This is a genomic window from Nocardiopsis sp. TSRI0078 (assembly GCF_001905145.1).
Classification (GTDB): domain Bacteria; phylum Actinomycetota; class Actinomycetes; order Streptosporangiales; family Streptosporangiaceae; genus Nocardiopsis.
The window spans coordinates 97,997-114,926 of record NZ_LWLB01000032.1; the positions used below are offsets into that span (position 1 = coordinate 97,997).

12 protein-coding genes are annotated in these 16,930 nt (G+C 71.3%); 4 read left to right on the plus strand and 8 right to left on the minus strand.

What is annotated here, in order from left to right; all coding sequences use genetic code 11:
- Positions 1 to 17 precede the first annotated feature (17 nt).
- Positions 18 to 1,625 carry a hypothetical protein gene (locus A6A08_RS17495; protein WP_073703985.1) on the minus strand — a complete coding sequence of 536 codons (1,608 nt, stop codon included), beginning with the start codon at positions 1,623 to 1,625 and terminating at the stop codon, positions 18 to 20.
- Positions 1,626 to 1,818: 193 nt separating this feature from the next.
- Positions 1,819 to 2,106, minus strand: a complete 288-nt coding sequence (locus tag A6A08_RS17500) for a hypothetical protein (protein WP_073703690.1) — start codon at positions 2,104 to 2,106, stop codon at positions 1,819 to 1,821.
- 593 nt (positions 2,107 to 2,699) lie between these two features.
- Here A6A08_RS17500 and A6A08_RS17505 point away from each other — a divergent pair.
- Together A6A08_RS17505 and A6A08_RS17510 are read left to right on the plus strand one after the other, a co-directional pair.
- Entirely contained in the window at positions 2,700 to 4,787 is a 2,088-nt protein-coding gene (locus A6A08_RS17505; RefSeq protein WP_083609166.1) for a SpoIIE family protein phosphatase, read from the plus strand.
- A 317-nt stretch (positions 4,788 to 5,104) separates the two neighbouring features.
- Positions 5,105 to 6,802 carry an RNA polymerase sigma factor gene (locus tag A6A08_RS17510; RefSeq protein WP_083609167.1) on the plus strand — a complete coding sequence of 566 codons (1,698 nt, stop codon included), beginning with the start codon at positions 5,105 to 5,107 and terminating at the stop codon, positions 6,800 to 6,802.
- A 431-nt stretch (positions 6,803 to 7,233) separates the two neighbouring features.
- On the opposite strand, the gene yaaA is transcribed toward A6A08_RS17510, so the two are convergent.
- Positions 7,234 to 7,980, minus strand: a complete 747-nt coding sequence (gene yaaA, locus A6A08_RS17515) for a peroxide stress protein YaaA (protein ID WP_073703691.1) — start codon at positions 7,978 to 7,980, stop codon at positions 7,234 to 7,236.
- Positions 7,981 to 8,112: 132 nt separating this feature from the next.
- On the opposite strand from yaaA, the gene A6A08_RS17520 reads away from it, so the two are divergent.
- Positions 8,113 to 8,760 carry a GNAT family N-acetyltransferase gene (locus tag A6A08_RS17520; RefSeq protein ID WP_073703692.1) on the plus strand — a complete coding sequence of 216 codons (648 nt, stop codon included), beginning with the start codon at positions 8,113 to 8,115 and terminating at the stop codon, positions 8,758 to 8,760.
- A 68-nt stretch (positions 8,761 to 8,828) separates the two neighbouring features.
- Here A6A08_RS17520 and A6A08_RS17525 read toward each other — a convergent pair whose 3' ends face one another.
- A complete protein-coding gene (locus A6A08_RS17525; RefSeq protein WP_073703693.1) occupies positions 8,829 to 9,047 on the minus strand; it encodes a hypothetical protein in 219 nt (72 codons plus the stop codon).
- 374 nt (positions 9,048 to 9,421) lie between these two features.
- Here A6A08_RS17525 and A6A08_RS17530 point away from each other — a divergent pair, with 374 nt between their 5' ends.
- On the plus strand, positions 9,422 to 11,527 hold the full coding sequence (locus tag A6A08_RS17530; RefSeq protein ID WP_073703694.1) for a type IIA DNA topoisomerase subunit B: 2,106 nt from the start codon (positions 9,422 to 9,424) through the stop codon (positions 11,525 to 11,527).
- Positions 11,528 to 11,766: 239 nt separating this feature from the next.
- Here A6A08_RS17530 and A6A08_RS17535 read toward each other — a convergent pair whose 3' ends face one another.
- The 4 genes from A6A08_RS17535 to A6A08_RS17550 all read right to left on the minus strand — a co-directional run bounded on the left by A6A08_RS17535 (position 11,767) and on the right by A6A08_RS17550 (position 16,677).
- Positions 11,767 to 12,900, minus strand: coding sequence for a PLP-dependent cysteine synthase family protein (locus tag A6A08_RS17535; protein WP_073703695.1), 1,134 nt, complete (start codon positions 12,898 to 12,900; stop codon positions 11,767 to 11,769).
- A gap of 147 nt (positions 12,901 to 13,047) precedes the next feature.
- Positions 13,048 to 13,374 carry a tetratricopeptide repeat protein gene (locus A6A08_RS17540; protein WP_073703696.1) on the minus strand — a complete coding sequence of 109 codons (327 nt, stop codon included), beginning with the start codon at positions 13,372 to 13,374 and terminating at the stop codon, positions 13,048 to 13,050.
- Between the two features lie 201 nt (positions 13,375 to 13,575).
- Complete coding sequence (locus A6A08_RS17545; protein ID WP_073703697.1) at positions 13,576 to 14,106, minus strand: carbonic anhydrase; 531 nt, start codon at positions 14,104 to 14,106, stop codon at positions 13,576 to 13,578.
- Between the two features lie 84 nt (positions 14,107 to 14,190).
- Entirely contained in the window at positions 14,191 to 16,677 is a 2,487-nt protein-coding gene (locus A6A08_RS17550) for a DNA topoisomerase (ATP-hydrolyzing) subunit A (protein ID WP_073703698.1), read from the minus strand.
- Positions 16,678 to 16,930 lie beyond the last annotated feature (253 nt).

The window sequence follows — 16,930 nt, forward strand, 5'->3', positions numbered from 1 at the left end:
TCCGCGGGGCCCGGCCCCTACAGCGCGTCCAGGCGGCGGCGCAGGTCGCTCTCGCTGGTGGCGGAGTCGAGCACCTCGCCCAGTGCGGCCAGTACCGTGGGCCGGTCCGCGCCCCGGTCCAGCATCCGGCGCGCCGCCGCCCACAGGTTGGCGGGCCGCCCGTGCCACAGCCGTCTGGCCAGCCGCTCGTGCCGGTCCAGTTCCCGCTCCCGCTCCGGGTCGTCGCCGGTCACCGGCCGGTACCAGTGGTCCTGGCCGGTGGAGTGGCGTCCGCTGTGCGGGGTGGCCGCCTCGTACTCGCCGTAGTGGTCCAGCCGCAGCAGCGCCCGCCGGCCCCGGGGCGTGTCCGGGTCGAACTCCTCCGGCGCCCACGTCACCAGTTCGCTCGCCAGCAGCGGGAACGCGAACATCCGCCGCGCCAGCGAGGCGAAGTCGCCGTCCGGCAGCAGCCGCCGCACCGCCTCCTGGCGCAGGCCCAGCGGACGCGCCGGGTCGCGGTAGGTGCGGGTGAACTCGGCGGTGGACTCCCACACGGCGTCCAGCGTCGCCCCCACCGCCACCTCCGGCAGGCCGCCGCGCGCGCCCGCCCAGCGCACCCACGCCGCCAGCACGTGCGGCATGGCCTCCTGCTCCTCGGGAAGCAGCACCACCCGGCCGGGCAGCCAGTGCAGCAGGAACGACTCCACCTTGCGCGGACTGACGCGCATCGGCCGACCGCTGTCCACGTCGCAGCCGTGCGCGATGATGTGGTCGGCGCAGCGGCTGGCCGCGTAGGAGTCGGAGAGTTCGGCGGCCTCGTCCGAGGACAGGAAGCGGGCGGCCAGCACCGCCCGGCGGTCGCGCCGCCACACCGGAACGGGGCAGACCTCCACTCCCTCGGGAGGGGTGGGCAGCATCCGTATCCGTGCGTTGGCCAGCGCGAAGTGCGCGGCCAGGGAGCCCCCGGTCAGGTCCGAGACCTTCAGCCCCACCAGCTCCACGGTCGGGCCCGAGGCCGGATCGCCCGAGGCGTCCACCGCCTGCTCGGTGCGCTCCAGCGCCCGGGACAGCAGGGCGCGCGCCTCGGTCAGCTCGATCCGTGCGAACCGGGCGAACTCGTCCGCCTCGGCCCTCTCCCGGCACTGCTCCAGCAGCTGGTCGACCTTGGTGGTCACCCAGGCGTCGCGCAGCACGCCGCCGCCGTTGTGGTCCAGGACCAGGATCAGCGCGTGCTCGGGCGGCAGCGACCCCGGGGCGCCGGGGCGGTCGCGGCTGAACACGCACACCACGTCGTCGGTGTCGCCGAACTGGTCGCTGCTGACGTAGGCGGCCACCGGGGTGACCGCGCCGAGCTGGGAGGCCCACTCGGGCACCTGCAGGCCGCGATCCCGGAGTGCGATCATCCCCTGCTCGGCCAGGCTCCGCTGCGTGGACGAGGTGCCCAGCGCGGTGATCGCCGCGAGCACGCCGAGCCCGGCGGGCTTGCCGGAGGCGGTGGCGTGTGCGATCAGTCCCTCGCCGAGCAGCCGCTCGACGTCCACACCGGGGACCCGCTCACCCCACCAGGTGCCGAGCATCTCGCTGAAGGCCAGTTCGGCGTCGAGGGGGTGGCGCATGGCCAGCAGTGCTCTGGCGGCGCGCAGCATCTCGTCGAAGACGGCGTCGGGCACCGGTTCGGGACCTGTGGGTGGAGGTGTCGGGGAGGGCACCACCCGAGCGTATGCCAGCCCCGGGTATGGGATTGGCGTCCGGAGGGCTCCCGGACGGCTCCGTGTCGGCCGGCACACACGGGGCGCGGCTTCGGTGGCGGGCGGTCGGGCCCTCCCGGCGTCCGGTGGCTCAGCGCGGTCCGGGAACGGCGCGGTGGCCGGTGAACAGGGACGTTCCCGGCCTTCTCGACGCCTTCCTGACGGCCTGCGAGGGCGGTACGGAGTTCACCATCGCCTCCAGGTGCTCGCGGGCGACCCGCTCGACCAGGTGCGGTGTGACCGCGATGCCCAGGTGTTCGACGCAGTGCCAGGTGTCGCTGACGCAGCGATCGACGCAGCGGCGGGACAGCGCGCTGAACTCGTCGTGGAGCCGCGCCGATATCTGCCTGAGATCCTGGACCGGGAAGGTCTGGAGCATTCTTGCTCACACCCCTAGCTGAAGTATGGCCGGACGGTGACCTCCACCCATTCCACTTGTTCTGGACGGAGTGTCAACCCCTCTCCCGGCACGCTGTTGATAAAACCTCTGGGAAGTATCGTTTACTTGAACACCACCATCACCCCAGGTCAACAAGGCGAAAAGGGCATTCCGGGCATATAACTTTCCTGTCGCGGAGGGTGGTGCGCAAGCCATCATGAACACCCATAGCCCGGAATTAGCCGAAAACACGCCGGAGAAAGCCGAGGTCCACCTTGGGACAGGCGAACGGTGGCCTATTGTTTACCTTCCGTGCCCATGGGCGGCGTCCCTTCCGTCGCGGACGGTGACCCGGCACGACGGCCGTTGCGTGCGGACGGGTGTGTCTTATGCTTGAGCCGTGACAGCGGCCGAGAGGAGTCATCGAGCGTGACTCCCGAGAGCCGCGGAGCCCCCCGATCACCTTCGGCGCCGCTTGTCTTTCGGTTTCCACGCCGTGGACGGTCCGCGTGGTCGACAGGGGCCGCGCGGTCCAGGCAGCACCCCCAACGAAACACGGATGGGGAATCGACGGTTCCGGAGGTGTCGAGCAGTTGAGCGCCGAGACGTCCATTCCGCCGCCCCGGATCAGCGGGGCGCAACTCCCCGACGCGGTGCAGTCCCTTCTCACCGACTCCCCGGTCGGATTCGCCCTGCTCGACTCAGACGACGCCTTCAGCACGGTCAACCAGCGGCTGGCCGCGGTCCTGGACCGCACCCCCGCCGAGTGCCTCGGCAGGACCCCCGGCGACCTGCTGGAGGAGAGCGGTGAGCGGGCCGCGGCCGCCGACCACCGCGCCTGCCTGGCCAGTGTGCGCGAGGACGGGCACGCCGTGCGCGACCGCCACCGCACCCGCTCCGGGCAGCTGTGGGACCTCACCTGGTTCCCCGTCACCGAACCGGACACCGGCGACTCCTGCGTCGCCCTCATCGCCGTCCACGACGCCGGCCGGGGGGCCGGGCACGACGGCGCCCGCGTCGGCGCCGCCGCCCACCGCGACGAGCAGCGGCTGCGCGCCCTGCTGCACGCCGGCAACCAGATCGTCTGGACCGCCGGGCCCGGCGGCGACGTCCTCGAGGACTGCCCCCAGTGGCGGGCCATCACCGGCCAGGACCTGGACCGCTACCTGGGCCGGGGGTGGCTGGAGGCCCTCCACCCCGACGACCGCGCCCGCGTCGAGCGCGCCTGGGACGACGCCGTCCTCGACGTCACCCCCTTCGACGCCATGTTCCGCGTGCGCACCTGCTCGGGCGGCTACGGCCACTACCGGGCCCGCGCCCACCCGATCATGGACGGCTCCCGGACCACCGAGTGGGTCGGGACCCTCGTCGACATCACCAACGAGCGCGAGGCCGACGAGCTCCGCCAGCGCCTGAACCAGCAGCTCAGCGAGGCGGCCATGCGCACCGCACGCCTGCAGAAGGCCACCTCCGACCTGGCCGAGGCGCTCACCGCCGACGAGGTGGTCAACGCCATGTCCGAGATCGGCCGCTCCGGCGTGGGCGCCGACCACACGTGCGTGGTCCTGATGGACCGCGCACGCCTTCGGCTGCGCACCATCGCCGCCGAGCACGCCCACCAGCTGCCCAGGTCCGCCTTCCCGACCGACCACCCCGACATCGCGGCCAGGGCGATCGCCGACAGGCTGCCCCGCCTGGCCGCCGACCCGGCCGAGCTCTCCGAGCTGCTCGACGGCGCCCCCGAGGTCGACGAACTCGTCCGGTCCACGCCGGAGAGGGCCTGGGTCGCGCTGCCGATGATGGCCGCGGGCCACCCCATCGGCGCGCTGCGCTTCGCCTTCTCGTCCCCCAGGAGGGTCACCGACGAGGAGCGCGTGTTCCTGGAGGCCCTGGCCGGACAGTGCGCGCTGGCCATCGGCCGCGCCGTCCTCTATGAGCAGGAGCACAGCACCGCCGTGGAGCTCCAGCGCAGCCTGCTGCCCGAGGAGCTGCCGGAGGTGCGCGGGGTGCGCCTGGCCGCCTACTACCGGTCCGGATCGCAGAACGTGCAGGTCGGCGGCGACTGGTACGACGCCTTCCCGCTGCCCGACGGCCGCGTCGCCGGGGTGCTGGGCGACGTCATGGGCAAGGGCATCCAGGCCGCGGCCGGGATGAGCCGCATCCGCAACGCGCTGCGCGCCCTGGCGTTCTCCATGCCCGAGCCCGCCGACGTCCTCACCGGGCTGGATCGCATGTTCTCGGCCACGGAGGGTATGGACCAGGTGACCACCCTGGTCTACTTCGTGCTGGACCCGGTCACCGGCCAGCTCGACCTCAGCAACGCAGGGCACCTTCCGCCGCTGGTGGTGGCGGGAAGCGCCGGTCCGTCCCTGCTCGACACCGACCCCGACACGCCGCTCGGGGTCAGCTCCGCGCGAGGCCACCACAAATTCTTCGTGCAACCCGGTAACACCGTCGTCCTGTATTCCGATGGACTGGTTGAGAACCGCAAGCGGTCCGTCGACTCCGGACTCGACGAGCTCGTCGACGTGGCGTCGTCGGCTCCTCCGGAGGTGGTGGGCGATTCACAGCAGATGCTGGAGTACCTTGTTGAGAGCATGCTCGATGGGTATGAGCAGGACGATGACGTCACTCTGCTCGCCGTTCAGCTTCCGGTGATCGATTCCGTGTCGGAGCGGTAGCACCGGTTCGCGGCGGAGCGGCGGACCGGCGGTAGACCGACAGCGACCGTACGAACAAGTCCATTGCCTTGCCTACAGTGAAGAAGCCGTTCCGCCCCGCGATGCGGGGGTGATCCTCTGCGGGGATGACCTCCCGGAGCGCATACGCTTGAGGGGGCCGACCCCCCGGGGAGCGCATACGCTTGAAAGACCAACGGCTTCCCCGCCCCAGTGGGGACGATCCCAGGCCGCAGGTGGGAGAGGGCGCGGTGCCCGGTCCCGGCCAGGCGGACCACCGGGTCCGACAATCTCGCCACACGTCCGTTCGAGAGGTGTTTGTGTCATCTGCCAGTTCGACTCGCTCGAAGCAGTCCGAGTCACTGCAAGAGCCCGTCATTCAGCAGCTGATCGAGCGTGGGCGGTCCCAGGGCTTTCTTGAGCCCGAGGACGTGCGCCGTGCCTTCGAAGAGGCCGAAATCCCGATGTCGCAGGCGCAGTCCGTGCTCCGCAGCCTCGCGAAGGAAGGCGTGACCGTACTCGTCCCCGAGTCGGCCTCCTCCCGGCGCAAGGCGCCGCGGCGCAAGCCGGCGGCCACGCGGTCCACCTCGACCAGGTCCACCAAGGCCGCGACGGCCGGCGGTGCGGCCAAGCCCGCGCGCGCCGCGGCGGCCAAGGAGCAGCCCGAGACGGTCACCGCGGTGGTCGACTCCGTCGCCGAGGCCGTCGAGGAGGCCGAGGGCCCCGCCCGGAAGCCGGCCAGGAAGGCCCCCGCCAAGAAGACCACCACCGCCAGGAAGGCCGCGCCGAAGAAGGCCGCGGCCAAGAAGACCGCCGCCAAGGGCCCGGCCAAGGCCGCCGGAACCAAGAAGGCGACGGCCAAGAAGGACCTCGAACTCGCGGCGGACGGCGAGTACACCGAGGACGAGGACGGCCTGGACGACCTCGAGCACACCGGCGCCGAGCTGGAGCTGGTCGAGGACACCCCGGACCCGGCGGACAAGGATGCCAAGCCCGCCAAGCCCGAGGCCGTGGGTGCTCCCGTCAAGCCCGCCAACGAGGACGAGTCGTTCGTCCTCTACGACGATGACGACGACGCCCCGGCGGCGCAGGTCGTCGCGGCGGGCGCGACGGCGGACCCGGTCAAGGACTACCTCAAGCAGATCGGCAAGGTCCCGCTGCTCAACGCCGAGCAGGAGGTCGAGCTGGCCAAGCGCATCGAGGCCGGCCTCTTCGCCGAGGAGAAGCTGTCCGAGGAGGGCGAGCTCCTCACCTTCGAGCTGCGCGACGAGCTGGAGTGGATCGCCGAGGACGGCGGCCGCGCCAAGAAGCACCTGCTGGAGGCCAACCTCCGCCTGGTGGTGTCGCTGGCCAAGCGCTACACCGGCCGCGGCATGCTGTTCCTGGACCTGATCCAGGAGGGCAACCTCGGTCTGATCCGCGCGGTGGAGAAGTTCGACTACACCAAGGGCTTCAAGTTCTCGACCTACGCGACGTGGTGGATCCGCCAGGCGATCACCCGCGCCATGGCCGACCAGGCGCGCACCATCCGCATCCCGGTGCACATGGTCGAGGTCATCAACAAGCTGGCCCGCGTGCAGCGCCAGATGCTCCAGGACCTGGGCCGCGAGCCCACCCCGGAGGAGCTGGCCAAGGAACTCGACATGACCCCCGAGAAGGTCGTCGAGGTCCAAAAGTACGGGCGCGAGCCGATCTCCCTGCACACCCCGCTGGGCGAGGACGGCGACAGCGAGTTCGGTGACCTGATCGAGGACTCCGAGGCCATCCAGCCGGGCGAGGCGGTCAGCTTCACGCTGCTGCAGGAGCAGCTGCACTCGGTGCTGGACACGCTGTCCGAGCGTGAGGCGGGCGTGGTGTCCATGCGCTTCGGGCTCACCGACGGCCAGCCGAAGACTTTAGACGAGATCGGCAAGGTCTACGGAGTCACCCGGGAACGCATCCGGCAGATCGAGAGCAAGACGATGTCGAAGCTCCGTCACCCGTCGCGTTCGCAGGTACTCCGCGACTACCTGGACTAGTCCTTCCAGGTGGCGGCCGGCCCGCTCCGCGCCCTGAGGGTGCCGAGCCGAGAGTGGCCGGGGACCCACGAGGACCGACCCGTTCCCGGTGTGCCGCCTCGCCCTGTGGGCGGGACGGCACACCGGGTTCCGGTGCCCCCATGGTCCGCGCGGGTGTGGCGACTCCCGCGTGTGCCGGAGCATCCCCCGTGGTGCTCCGGGGCGTCCCCCGTGTTCCGGGGCGCCGCTGCGCCCGTAGCCGGAACGCCGTGTCATCCATCCGACGGTGACCATGCTGCCGCACGCACTGTAGGTGCGGGATAAAGTCGCGATATCGAGTCGTTATATTACGGGGAGTGGCAGGTGGCCGCTCCCCGTCGGCGTGCCCGGACGCCTGTGCCTCGCGGCCTGCGCCGGGTCCTCCCCTCGGAGAGGACCCCGGCCCCGGACCTTCAGCCGCGGACGATGACGTTCAGCACGCGCGGGTCGGGCAGCTCCACGGTGTGCCCCAGGTCGCGCAGGGCGGCCGCCAGCTCCTCGGGAGTGGAGGCGTCCACACCCTCCACGAGCAGGGAGCGGGCGATGTCGCCCCGGGTGGCCTTGGCCATGTGGCTGACCACCGAGCGTTTGACGGCCCCGTCCACGACGCGCTCGCGCAGCACCTTGACGGCGACGCCGTTGCGGGGGGCGAACGCGGCGGCGTAGGCCGCCGAGCGGCAGTCGACCAGGAGACGGTCCCCGACCAGCTCGCCCAGGGGCGCGGACAGCTCGCGGCGCCAGTAGGCGCCCAGACCGCCCAGGGGCGGCAGCTTCACGCCCATGGACAGGCGGTACGGGGGAATCCGGTCGGTGGGGCCGACCACGCCCCACAGGCCGGAGAAGACGAGGACCCGCCCGGCCGCGTCCGGGAGGTCGGGCAGTCCGAGCCGGTCGTAGAGCACACCCGTGTACAGGTCGGCGGCGCGCAGCGTCGGCGCGGTGGCCAGGTCCAGGTTGCGCTTGAGGGCGTCGGCCTGGGTGGGGCCGATCCCCAGGACGTCCATGGCGGTGTCCGCGGGTCCCGCGCACAGCTCCGTCAGCGCGGCCACGACCCTCTCGCGGGCCCCGGCCAGCTCCGGGAGGGTCAGTGCCCCCGGGTCCAGGCTCGGCCCCTCACCTGAGGTGGCCTTGCCCTCGGACGGCGGCAGCAGGACGATCATGGTGCGGACTCCCAGGTGGACGCGGGTTCTGTGTGCCCGCCCATGGTAGGGCGGCTCGTGCGCGGGCCGGGGCGGCCCTCTCCCCGCGCGGGCCTGCGGATAGCATCGCTGCTTCCGACGAAGGGAGCGGGGATGCACGAGTGGGCGCGGCGGGTGACGCGGGACTGGCCGCCCTTCGAGGTGGAGGAGCGCGGCGGATGGCGCTTCGGGTTCGCCGAGGGGATCACCAAGCGGGCCAACTGCGCGCTGGTGACGGACCCCGGCGCGGACGTGGCCGAGGTCACCGCCTACTACACCGGGCGCGGGGTGCGGCCCTGCGTGCAGGTGTGGCCGGGGGAGGAGGAGGTCGACCGGCGCCTGGCCGGGCACGGGTACGCGGTGGTGGAGCCCACACTGGTCCTGGCCCGCGATCTCGATGAGCCCCCCGAGTCCCCCGGGACGTCCTCGGTCTCGACCGTGCCCGGAGCGGCCTGGTCGGGACTGGACGTCACGCGCATCCTCGGCCGGGTCGACGCCGCCTACGCCACCGCCGAAGGCGGCAGGGGCGCCGCGGTGCTGGACGGGGAGTCGGTGGGCGTCTGCGCCATGTTCACCGAGCCCGGGGCGCGGGGCAGGGGCGTGGCCACCGGGATCCTGGCCGACCTGCTGCGCTGGTCCCACGACAAGGGCGCGCGCAGGGCCTATCTGTGCGTGGTCGCGGACAACGCCCCGGCCCTGCGCCTGTACGAGCGGGCGGGGTTCACCAGGGTCTCCGGCTACCACAGCCGGGTCCTGGGCTGACGGGTCCGGCCCGGACGAGCGCGAGGGCGGCGGTTCGGTGAACCGCCGCCCTCGTCCCGTTCGTGTGGCTAACGCTCGTCCGTCTTGCTCTCGTGAAGCTTGTCGGTCTCGTCCTGGATGTCCGAGGCGATCTTGCGGAGAGAGTCATCGTGCTTGCGCATGTGGTGCGCGCAGAACAGCAGTTCACCGCCGGAGTTCAGCAGCACCCGGACATAAGCCTGTGCACCACAGCGGTCGCAACGGTCAGCAGCCGTCAGCGGCTGGGTGGGGGCAAGGGTTCCAGTCACTTCGCCATCCTCAATACTCGGCGTTAGTCACCTCTGACAACATCTAACCCGACCAAGACGTTCCCAACCCGGGCCCGTGTACGCCGACAGCGGAATCTGCCTGGTTGGTGCCCTGATGTGGGGCTTTCGGCCTCGACGTCGTCTCTAGTGCTTGTTGTACCCGTATGGAGGGGGTGCATCCCCGGAAAGAAGGAGCATCCAGGCCGCATCCACCAGAGGTGGTAGTCTCGCGCGGGGCAGGCTCCCGTCCTCCCGCCGGGTCCGGCGGTAGCAAGCGACCGGCACGCCGCCCCCTATCGTCAGTGCGGCGCGGTACAAAGGGCACGCACCGCATCAGCGCCCCTGATGGCCCTCAATACGCAGGAGATGTCCGAGTGACCGCCTTGACCGCAGCCGTCCACGACCCCGAGGATTACTCCGCCCGGCACCTGTCGGTCCTCGAAGGTCTTGAGGCGGTGCGCAAACGGCCGGGCATGTACATCGGGTCCACCGACAGCCGCGGCCTCACCCACTGCATGTGGGAGATCATCGACAACTCCGTGGACGAGGCCCTGGGCGGCTTCTGCGGACGCATCGACGTCACCCTGCACGCCGACGGATCGGTGTCGGTGAGCGATGACGGCCGCGGCATCCCCGTCGACAAGGAACCCAAGTCCGGCCTGTCCGGCGTGGAGCTGGTCATGACCAAGCTGCACGCGGGCGGCAAGTTCGGCTCGGGCTCCTACACCGCCTCCGGCGGTCTGCACGGCGTCGGCGCCTCGGTGGTCAACGCCCTGTCGGCCCGGGTGGACGTGGAGGTCGACCGCCAGGGCCGCACCCACGCGATCAGCTTCCGCCGGGGCATCCCGGGCCGCTTCGCCGGCCCCGGGCCCGACGCCGAGTTCACCGCCGCCTCGGGCCTGGAGCAGGTCCGCAAGGTGGCCCAGAAGACCACCGGGACCCGCATCCGGTTCTGGCCGGACCTGCAGATCTTCCTCAAGGAAGCCGAGATCGCCCGTGAGTCGCTCCTGGACCGGGCCCGCCAGACCGCCTTCCTCGTGCCGGGGCTGACCATCGCCGTGCGCGACGAGCGCGCGGAGGGGGAGCCCGCCCACGAGGAGGAGTTCCGCTTCGACGGCGGCATCAGCGAGTTCTGCACCTTCCTGTCCCCCGACGACCCGGTCAGCGACGTGCTGCGCATCCAGGGCAGCGGCAACTTCACCGAGACCGTCCCGGTCCTGGACGACGCGGGCCACATGGTGCCCGCCGACGTCGAGCGCCGCCTGGACGTGGACGTGGCCCTGCGCTGGGGCACCGGCTACGACACCACCGTGCGAAGCTTCGTCAACGTCATCGCCACGCCCAAGGGCGGCACCCACGTCAACGGCTTCGAACGCGCCCTGGTGCGGGTGGTCAACGACCAGCTGCGCGCCACCAAGCTGCTCAAGAACAGCGACGACCCCGTCACCAAGGACGACACACAGGAGGGCCTCACCGCGGTCGTCACGGTCCGCCTGCCCGAGCCGCAGTTCGAGGGCCAGACCAAGGAGATCCTCGGCACCTCCGCGGCGACCAGGATCGTCTCCCAGGTGGTCGGCAAGGAGCTGCGCGAGTTCCTGACCACCACCAGGAAGGCGGACAAGGCCAAGGCCCGCATGGTCCTGGAGAAGGTCGTCGGCGCCGCCAAGGCTCGCCTGGCCGCGCGCCAGCAGCGTGAGACCCAGCGGCGCAAGAACGCCCTGGAGAGCTCGGCGCTGCCCGCCAAGCTGGTGGACTGCCGCAGCGAGGGCCTGGAGCGCAGCGAGCTGTTCATCGTCGAGGGCGACTCGGCCCTGGGCACGGCCAAGCTGGCCCGCGACTCCGAGTTCCAGGCGCTGCTGCCGATCCGGGGCAAGATCCTCAACGTGCAGAAGTCCTCGGTCGCCGACATGCTCAAGAACGCCGAGTGCGCGGCCATCCTGCAGGTGGTCGGCGCCGGCTCGGGGCGCACCTTCGACATCGACGCCGCCCGCTACGGCCGGATCATCCTCATGGCCGACGCCGACGTGGACGGTGCGCACATCCGCTGCCTGCTGCTCACGCTCATCTACCGGTACATGCGTCCGATGCTGGAGTCCGGGCGGGTCTACGCGGCCGTTCCGCCGCTGCACCGCATCGAGCTGACCAACACCCGGCGCAAGCGGGGGGCCAAGCCCGAGGACCGCTACATCTACACCTACTCCGACGCCGAGCTCTCCCGCACGCTGCTGGACCTGGAGAAGCGCAAGATCTCCTGGAAGGAGCCGGTGCAGCGGTACAAGGGCCTGGGTGAGATGGACGCCGACCAGCTGGCCGAGACCACCATGGACCCGCGCCACCGCACGCTGCGCCGGATCCGCGTGGAGCAGGCCGAGGAGGCCGCCTCGGTGTTCAACCTGCTGATGGGCAACGAGGTCGCCCCGCGCCGCCGCTTCATCCAACAGGGCGCCCAGGAGCTGGACGTGGCCCGCATCGACGCCTAGCGGACCGGCCGGAACCGTTGCGCCAGTACTTTCCTCGGTCCAGCACGGATTTCCGGGACTGGTCGCAGGAGGGGTTGGACGGGGTGGCCGCCGAGCTCAACGGCCGTCCCCGTCAGACCCTGGGCCGGGCCACCCCGGCCGAGGCCCTCAACAGGTTCCTCGTTGCCACAACCACTTGACCACCCCAAGGCGTCGAACCTCGCTGTAAGTACAAGAGCAACTGGTGCGGCATGGTGGTGTCAGGGGGTCTGCGGCGGCGCCCAGACCCCCTCCGCGAGGAACCGGTCGACGCTGGCGCGGTAGGGGCCGGGGTCCAGGCCCCTCTCCGCCACCCAGGCGTCGTTGTAGTAGCTGTGCTGGTAGCGTTCGCCGCCGTCGCAGATCAGGGTGACCACACTGCCCCTGCGGCCCTCACGGAGCATCCTGGCGACCAGGTTCCACACCCCCCACAGGTTCGTGCCCGTGGAGCCTCCGGCGCTCAGCCCGGTGACGTCGTGCAGGTGCCGCATCGCGGCGATGCTCGCGGCGTCGGGCACCGGCATCATCAGGTCGATCACCGAGGGCACGAAGCTCGGCTCCATGCGGGGGCGGCCGATCCCCTCGATCCGCGAGGGCATGCCCGTGGCGTAGTCGGGCGCACCGGTCACCCAGCCGGGGAAGAACGCCGAGTTCTCCGGGTCCACCACCGCCAGGCGGGTGCCCAGGCGCCGGTAGCGCAGGTAGCGGCCGATGGTGGCGGAGGTGCCGCCGGTGCCCGCGCCCACCACGATCCAGTCGGGGCAGGGGTGGCGCTCCAGGCTGAGCTGCTCGAAGATCGACTCGGCGATGTTGTTGTTGCCGCGCCAGTCGGTGGCCCGCTCGGCGTAGGTGAACTGGTCCATGTAGTGGCCGCCCGTCTCGGCGGCCAGCCGCTCGGCCTCGGCGTACATCTCGGGCGGGGCGTCCACGAAGTGGCACTTCCCGCCGTAGCGCTCGATGAGGGCGATCTTCTCCGGGCTGGTCCTGCGGGGGATGACGGTGACGAAGTCCAGGCCGACCAGCTGGGCGAAGTAGGCCTCCGAGACCGCCGTGGAGCCCGAACTGGCCTCCACGATCGTGGTGCCCTCACGGATCCACCCGTTGGCCAGTCCGTACAGGAACAGCGAGCGCGCCAGCCGGTGCTTGAGGCTGCCGGTGGGATGCACCGACTCGTCCTTGAGATAGAGGTCGATGCCCCACTCCGGGGGCAGCGGGAACACGTGCAGGTGGGTGTCGGCCGAGCGGTTGGCGTCGGCCACGACCCGGCGCACCGCCTCGTCCGCCCAGGAGCGGACGCTGTCGTCGCACCGGTCCACCCAGGGGGTGTCGCCCGGCTCGCTTGGTGAGGGTGCCATGTCCAGCAGGGTAGCCCGCACGCGCAGGTGGGAGCGCCGGGGCGGGGAGGGCGTGCCCCGTACACGGGAGAAGCCGGGACCCGGGGATCCCGGCCTCCTCGGCCCGTGCCGTCGAGGACGGCGGAGGGCGCCGACGGGGTCGGCGCGCTAGTCCAGCGAACCGCCGGACATCACCGAGTACATGCGGCGGTAGGTGGCCGCCTCCTCGTGGCGGCTCTGGCGCTCCAGCGTGCGTGCGAGCGCGATGTGCGCCCAGTTGTCCACCGGGTCCAGCTCGATGATCCTGCGGAAGGTCCGCTCGGCCTTGTTGAGCTGCGCGGAGTGGAAGTAGGCGCGGCCCAGCAGCTCCAGCAGGGAGCGGCTCTCGGGCTCCTGCTCGACGACCGGTTCGAGGGTCCGGGCGGCGTAGATGGGGTCGCCCAGCTCCATGAACATGCGGGCGCGGTTGAAGGTGTCGTAGGTGTTCTCTTCCACGGTGCTCCTTCCGACGACGCGGGGCCGTCCCGGATCACAACGGCCGGGGTGGCGACCGCATTCCCTTGTGGGACGTGTGGGACGAAAGGTGCCGGGGCGGTCCGAGTGACCGCACCCGGCCTTCGCACCCACTGAAGAGATCCCCGGACACGTGCGCCGCGACACCACCGGCCGGCGCGGTCCCGTGTGGGGTGGCGCGCCTCAGAGGTCGACGGGGGTGACCCGTCCGGTGTCCACGTCGTAGATCGCGCCCGTCACCGGCAGGCCCTGGGGCAGCAGCGGGTGGTGGCGGATGCGCTCCAGGTCGTGCCGGAGCGCCCCCAGCTGGTCGTTGTCGGTGTGGAACTCCAGGCTGCGGGTGTCCACCCCGTACTCCTCCTGGATGAGGTCGTGGACGGCGTCGTCGCCCTCCACGGAGGCCATCTTGCAGCGGGTGTGCGGCAGGACCAGCACCCGGTCGACGCCGAGCAGGTACACCGCCAGGACCAGGGTGCGCAGGGTGTCGTCGGTCACCCTGGCGCCAGCGTTGCGGAGGATCTTGGCGTCCCCCGGCTTCAGCCCCAGCGTGTCCAGGGGTTCGATCCTGGAGTCCATGCAGGTCACCAGGGCCAGACCGCGTGCGGCGACCGGCTTGAGGCCGCCCAGAGAGAAGGATTCGGTGTAGGCCTCGTTCGCGGCGAAGAGGTCGTCGAAGGCCCCCGCGGAGGGGGTGGCACCGCTGTTGTCAGTCACGTGGGTTCGCTCCCTTGTTCCGTGGTCGCGCACACGTCGCGCGCACCGGAACGGTCCGGTGCGCGCGACGCTCGGGCGAAGGACTCAGGTCCCGGCCCCGGGAGGGGTGATCCCGGAGTCGGTCTGACCACTACCTACGGTAACGATCGCGCGGGGCAGGGCCTCACCCGACCCGTCCCTGCGGCCGGTCGTGTCGGGCAGGCGCACCGGCTTGCCGTCGGCGCGCGCGGCGCGGGCGGGGGACCGGCCGACCCAGCCGAACAGCAGCGTGTCCTCGCCCTTGAGGTAGCGGTGGCAGCGCACACCGCCGGTGGCGCGGCCCTTGGACGGGTAGGCCTCGAAGGGCGTGACCTTGGCCGAGCCGGCCTGGGTGCCCTCCAGGGCGCTGGAGGAGCCGGACACGGTGACCACCACCGAGTCCTCCGGGCAGGGCACGGCGCCGAACCACAGCACCCGGGCCTCCTCCGACAGGCGGATGCCCGTCACGCCGCCCGCGGGGCGGCCCTGGGGCCGCACGGTGGTCGCGGAGAAGCGCAGCAGCTGCGCCTCGGAGGTGATGAAGGCCAGGTCCTCCTCGCCCGTGGACAGCTGGGTGACGCCCGCGACGCGGTCGTCGTCCTTGAGCGTGATGACCTCGAAGTCGTCCTTGTTGGGCGGGTAGTCGGGGGAGACCCGCTTGACCACGCCGCCGCGCGTGCCCACGACGAAGCCGGGCCCGGAGGCGTCCATCGACACCACCGACACCACCCGTTCGTCGCCGTCGAGCTGGACGAACTCTCCCACGTCCAGCCCCGAGGCCATCGGCGGCCCGTCCCCGCCCTCGTCGGGCAGTTCGGGCAGCTCCACCACCGGAACGCGGATCATCCGGCCCAGGTCGGTGACCAGGCCGACGTCCGAACGCGAGGTGGTGGGGACGGACACGTGTACCGCGTCGTGCCGGGTGCGCAGGCCCTCGTACACGCGCGGCACGGTGGCGCCCTTGCTCCGGCCGATCGTGCCGTGCACGTCCATCAGCACGTGGCAGGGCTGGTCGGCCATCTCCAGCGGGATCACCGCGCTGCGCGAGGCGCCGTCGCTCTCGCGCAGCTGGGTGCGGCGCGGGGTGGCGAACTGCTTGGAGACCTCGCCCAGCTCCTTGGAGACCAGGCGGCGCAGCTTCTTGTCCGACTCCAGGATCTCGGTGAGGGCCTCGACCTCCTTGTTGAGCTTGTCCCGCTCGGCCTCCAGCTCCATCCGGTCGAAGCGGGTCAGGCGGCGCAGGGGGGTGTCCAGGATGTAGCGGGCCTGGACCTCGGACATGTCGTAGGCGCCCATGAGTGCCTCGCGGGCGGCGGCGGTGTCGTCGGCCTCGCGGATCAGGGAGATGACCCGGTCGATGTCCAGCAGGGCCACGATCAGGCCGTCCACCAGGTGCAGGCGCTCCTGGCGCTTGGTGCGGCGGAACTCGCTGCGGCGGCGCACCACGTCGAGGCGGTGGTTGACGTAGACCTCGAGGAGCTCGCGCAGGCCCAGGGTCTGGGGCTGGCCGTCCACGAGGGCGACGTTGTTGATGCCGAAGGACTCCTCCATCGGCGTCAGGCGGTACAGCTCCTCCAGGACGGCCTCGGGGTTGAATCCGTTCTTGAGCTCGATGACCAGGCGCAGGCCCTGGGAGCGGTCGGTGAGGTCCTTCAGGTCCGAGATGCCCTGGAGCTTCTTGGACTGGACCAGCTCCTTGATCCGGCTGACGACCTTCTCCGGGCCCACGCTGTAGGGCAGCTCGGTGACCACCAGGCCGGTGCGGCGCGCGGAGACCTTCTCGATGGAGACCGTGGCGCGCGTCTTGAAGGTGCCGCGGCCGGTCCGGTAGGCGTCGCGGATGCCGTCCAGCCCGACGATGGTGCCGCCGGTGGGCAGGTCCGGCCCCGGCACGAACTCGGTGAGCTCCTCCAGGGTGGCGTCGGGGTGGGAGATCAGGTGGCGGGCGGCCGCGACGACCTCGCCCAGGTTGTGCGGGGCCATGTTGGTGGCCATGCCCACCGCGATCCCGGAGGTGCCGTTGACCAGCAGGTTCGGGAAGGCCGCGGGCAGGACCTCGGGCTCGGTCTCCTGGCCGTCGTAGTTGGGCCTGAAGTCGACGACGTTCTCGTCGATGGAGGAGACCAGCAGTTCGGCGGCACGGTCCAGCCGGGCCTCGGTGTAGCGCATGGCGGCGGGAGCGTCGTCGCCGCCCAGGGAGCCGAAGTTGCCGTGGCCGTCGACCAGCGGCACGCGCATGGCGAAGGACTGGCTCAGACGCACGAGGGCGTCGTAGATGGCGCTGTCACCGTGGGGGTGCAGCCGCCCCATCACCTCCCCGACGACGCGGGCGCACTTGACGTGGCCGCGGTCGTGCCGGAGCCCCATCTCGTTCATCTGGTAGAGGATGCGCCGCTGCACCGGTTTCATACCGTCGCGCGCGTCCGGTAGCGCGCGTTGGTAGATGACCGAGTAGGCGTACTCCAGGAAGCTGCCGCGCATCTCCTCGGAGACGTCGATGTCGATGATCTTCTCGGCGAGATCCTCGGGGGGACGGGTAGTAGTACGGGCCATGTCCGTAATTCTGGCCTGTGCCAGAGACTGAAACGTACATGGGCGCGTGGCCGGGGGAGTGTGAACCGCGCGACGCGTGGTTTTCGCCCATGCGTGGGACGGTTTTCGCCCCGTGGGCGGGCCGGGGCGGGAACCGTCGCCGGAAGGCTGGGAGGGAGGGGCCCGCCACTGGTCACGGCCGGTCCCCGGGCACCGCGGGAACCCGCGGGGACGCCGAAGGGCCGGCGTCCCCGCGGTGCTTTCGCGGACCTCG

Excerpts from the sequence above, each read along its gene's own strand:
- yaaA (WP_073703691.1), bottom strand. The coding sequence starts at position 7,980 with ATGATCGTCCTGCTGCCGCCGTCCGAGGGCAAGGCCACCTCAGGTGAG.
- A6A08_RS17500 (WP_073703690.1), bottom strand. The coding sequence starts at position 2,106 with ATGCTCCAGACCTTCCCGGTCCAGGATCTCAGGCAGATATCGGCGCGG.
- A6A08_RS17535 (WP_073703695.1), bottom strand. The coding sequence starts at position 12,900 with ATGGCACCCTCACCAAGCGAGCCGGGCGACACCCCCTGGGTGGACCGG.
- A6A08_RS17550 (WP_073703698.1), bottom strand. The coding sequence starts at position 16,677 with ATGGCCCGTACTACTACCCGTCCCCCCGAGGATCTCGCCGAGAAGATC.
- A6A08_RS17520 (WP_073703692.1), top strand. The coding sequence starts at position 8,113 with ATGCACGAGTGGGCGCGGCGGGTGACGCGGGACTGGCCGCCCTTCGAG.
- A6A08_RS17495 (WP_073703985.1), bottom strand. The coding sequence starts at position 1,625 with ATGCTGCGCGCCGCCAGAGCACTGCTGGCCATGCGCCACCCCCTCGAC.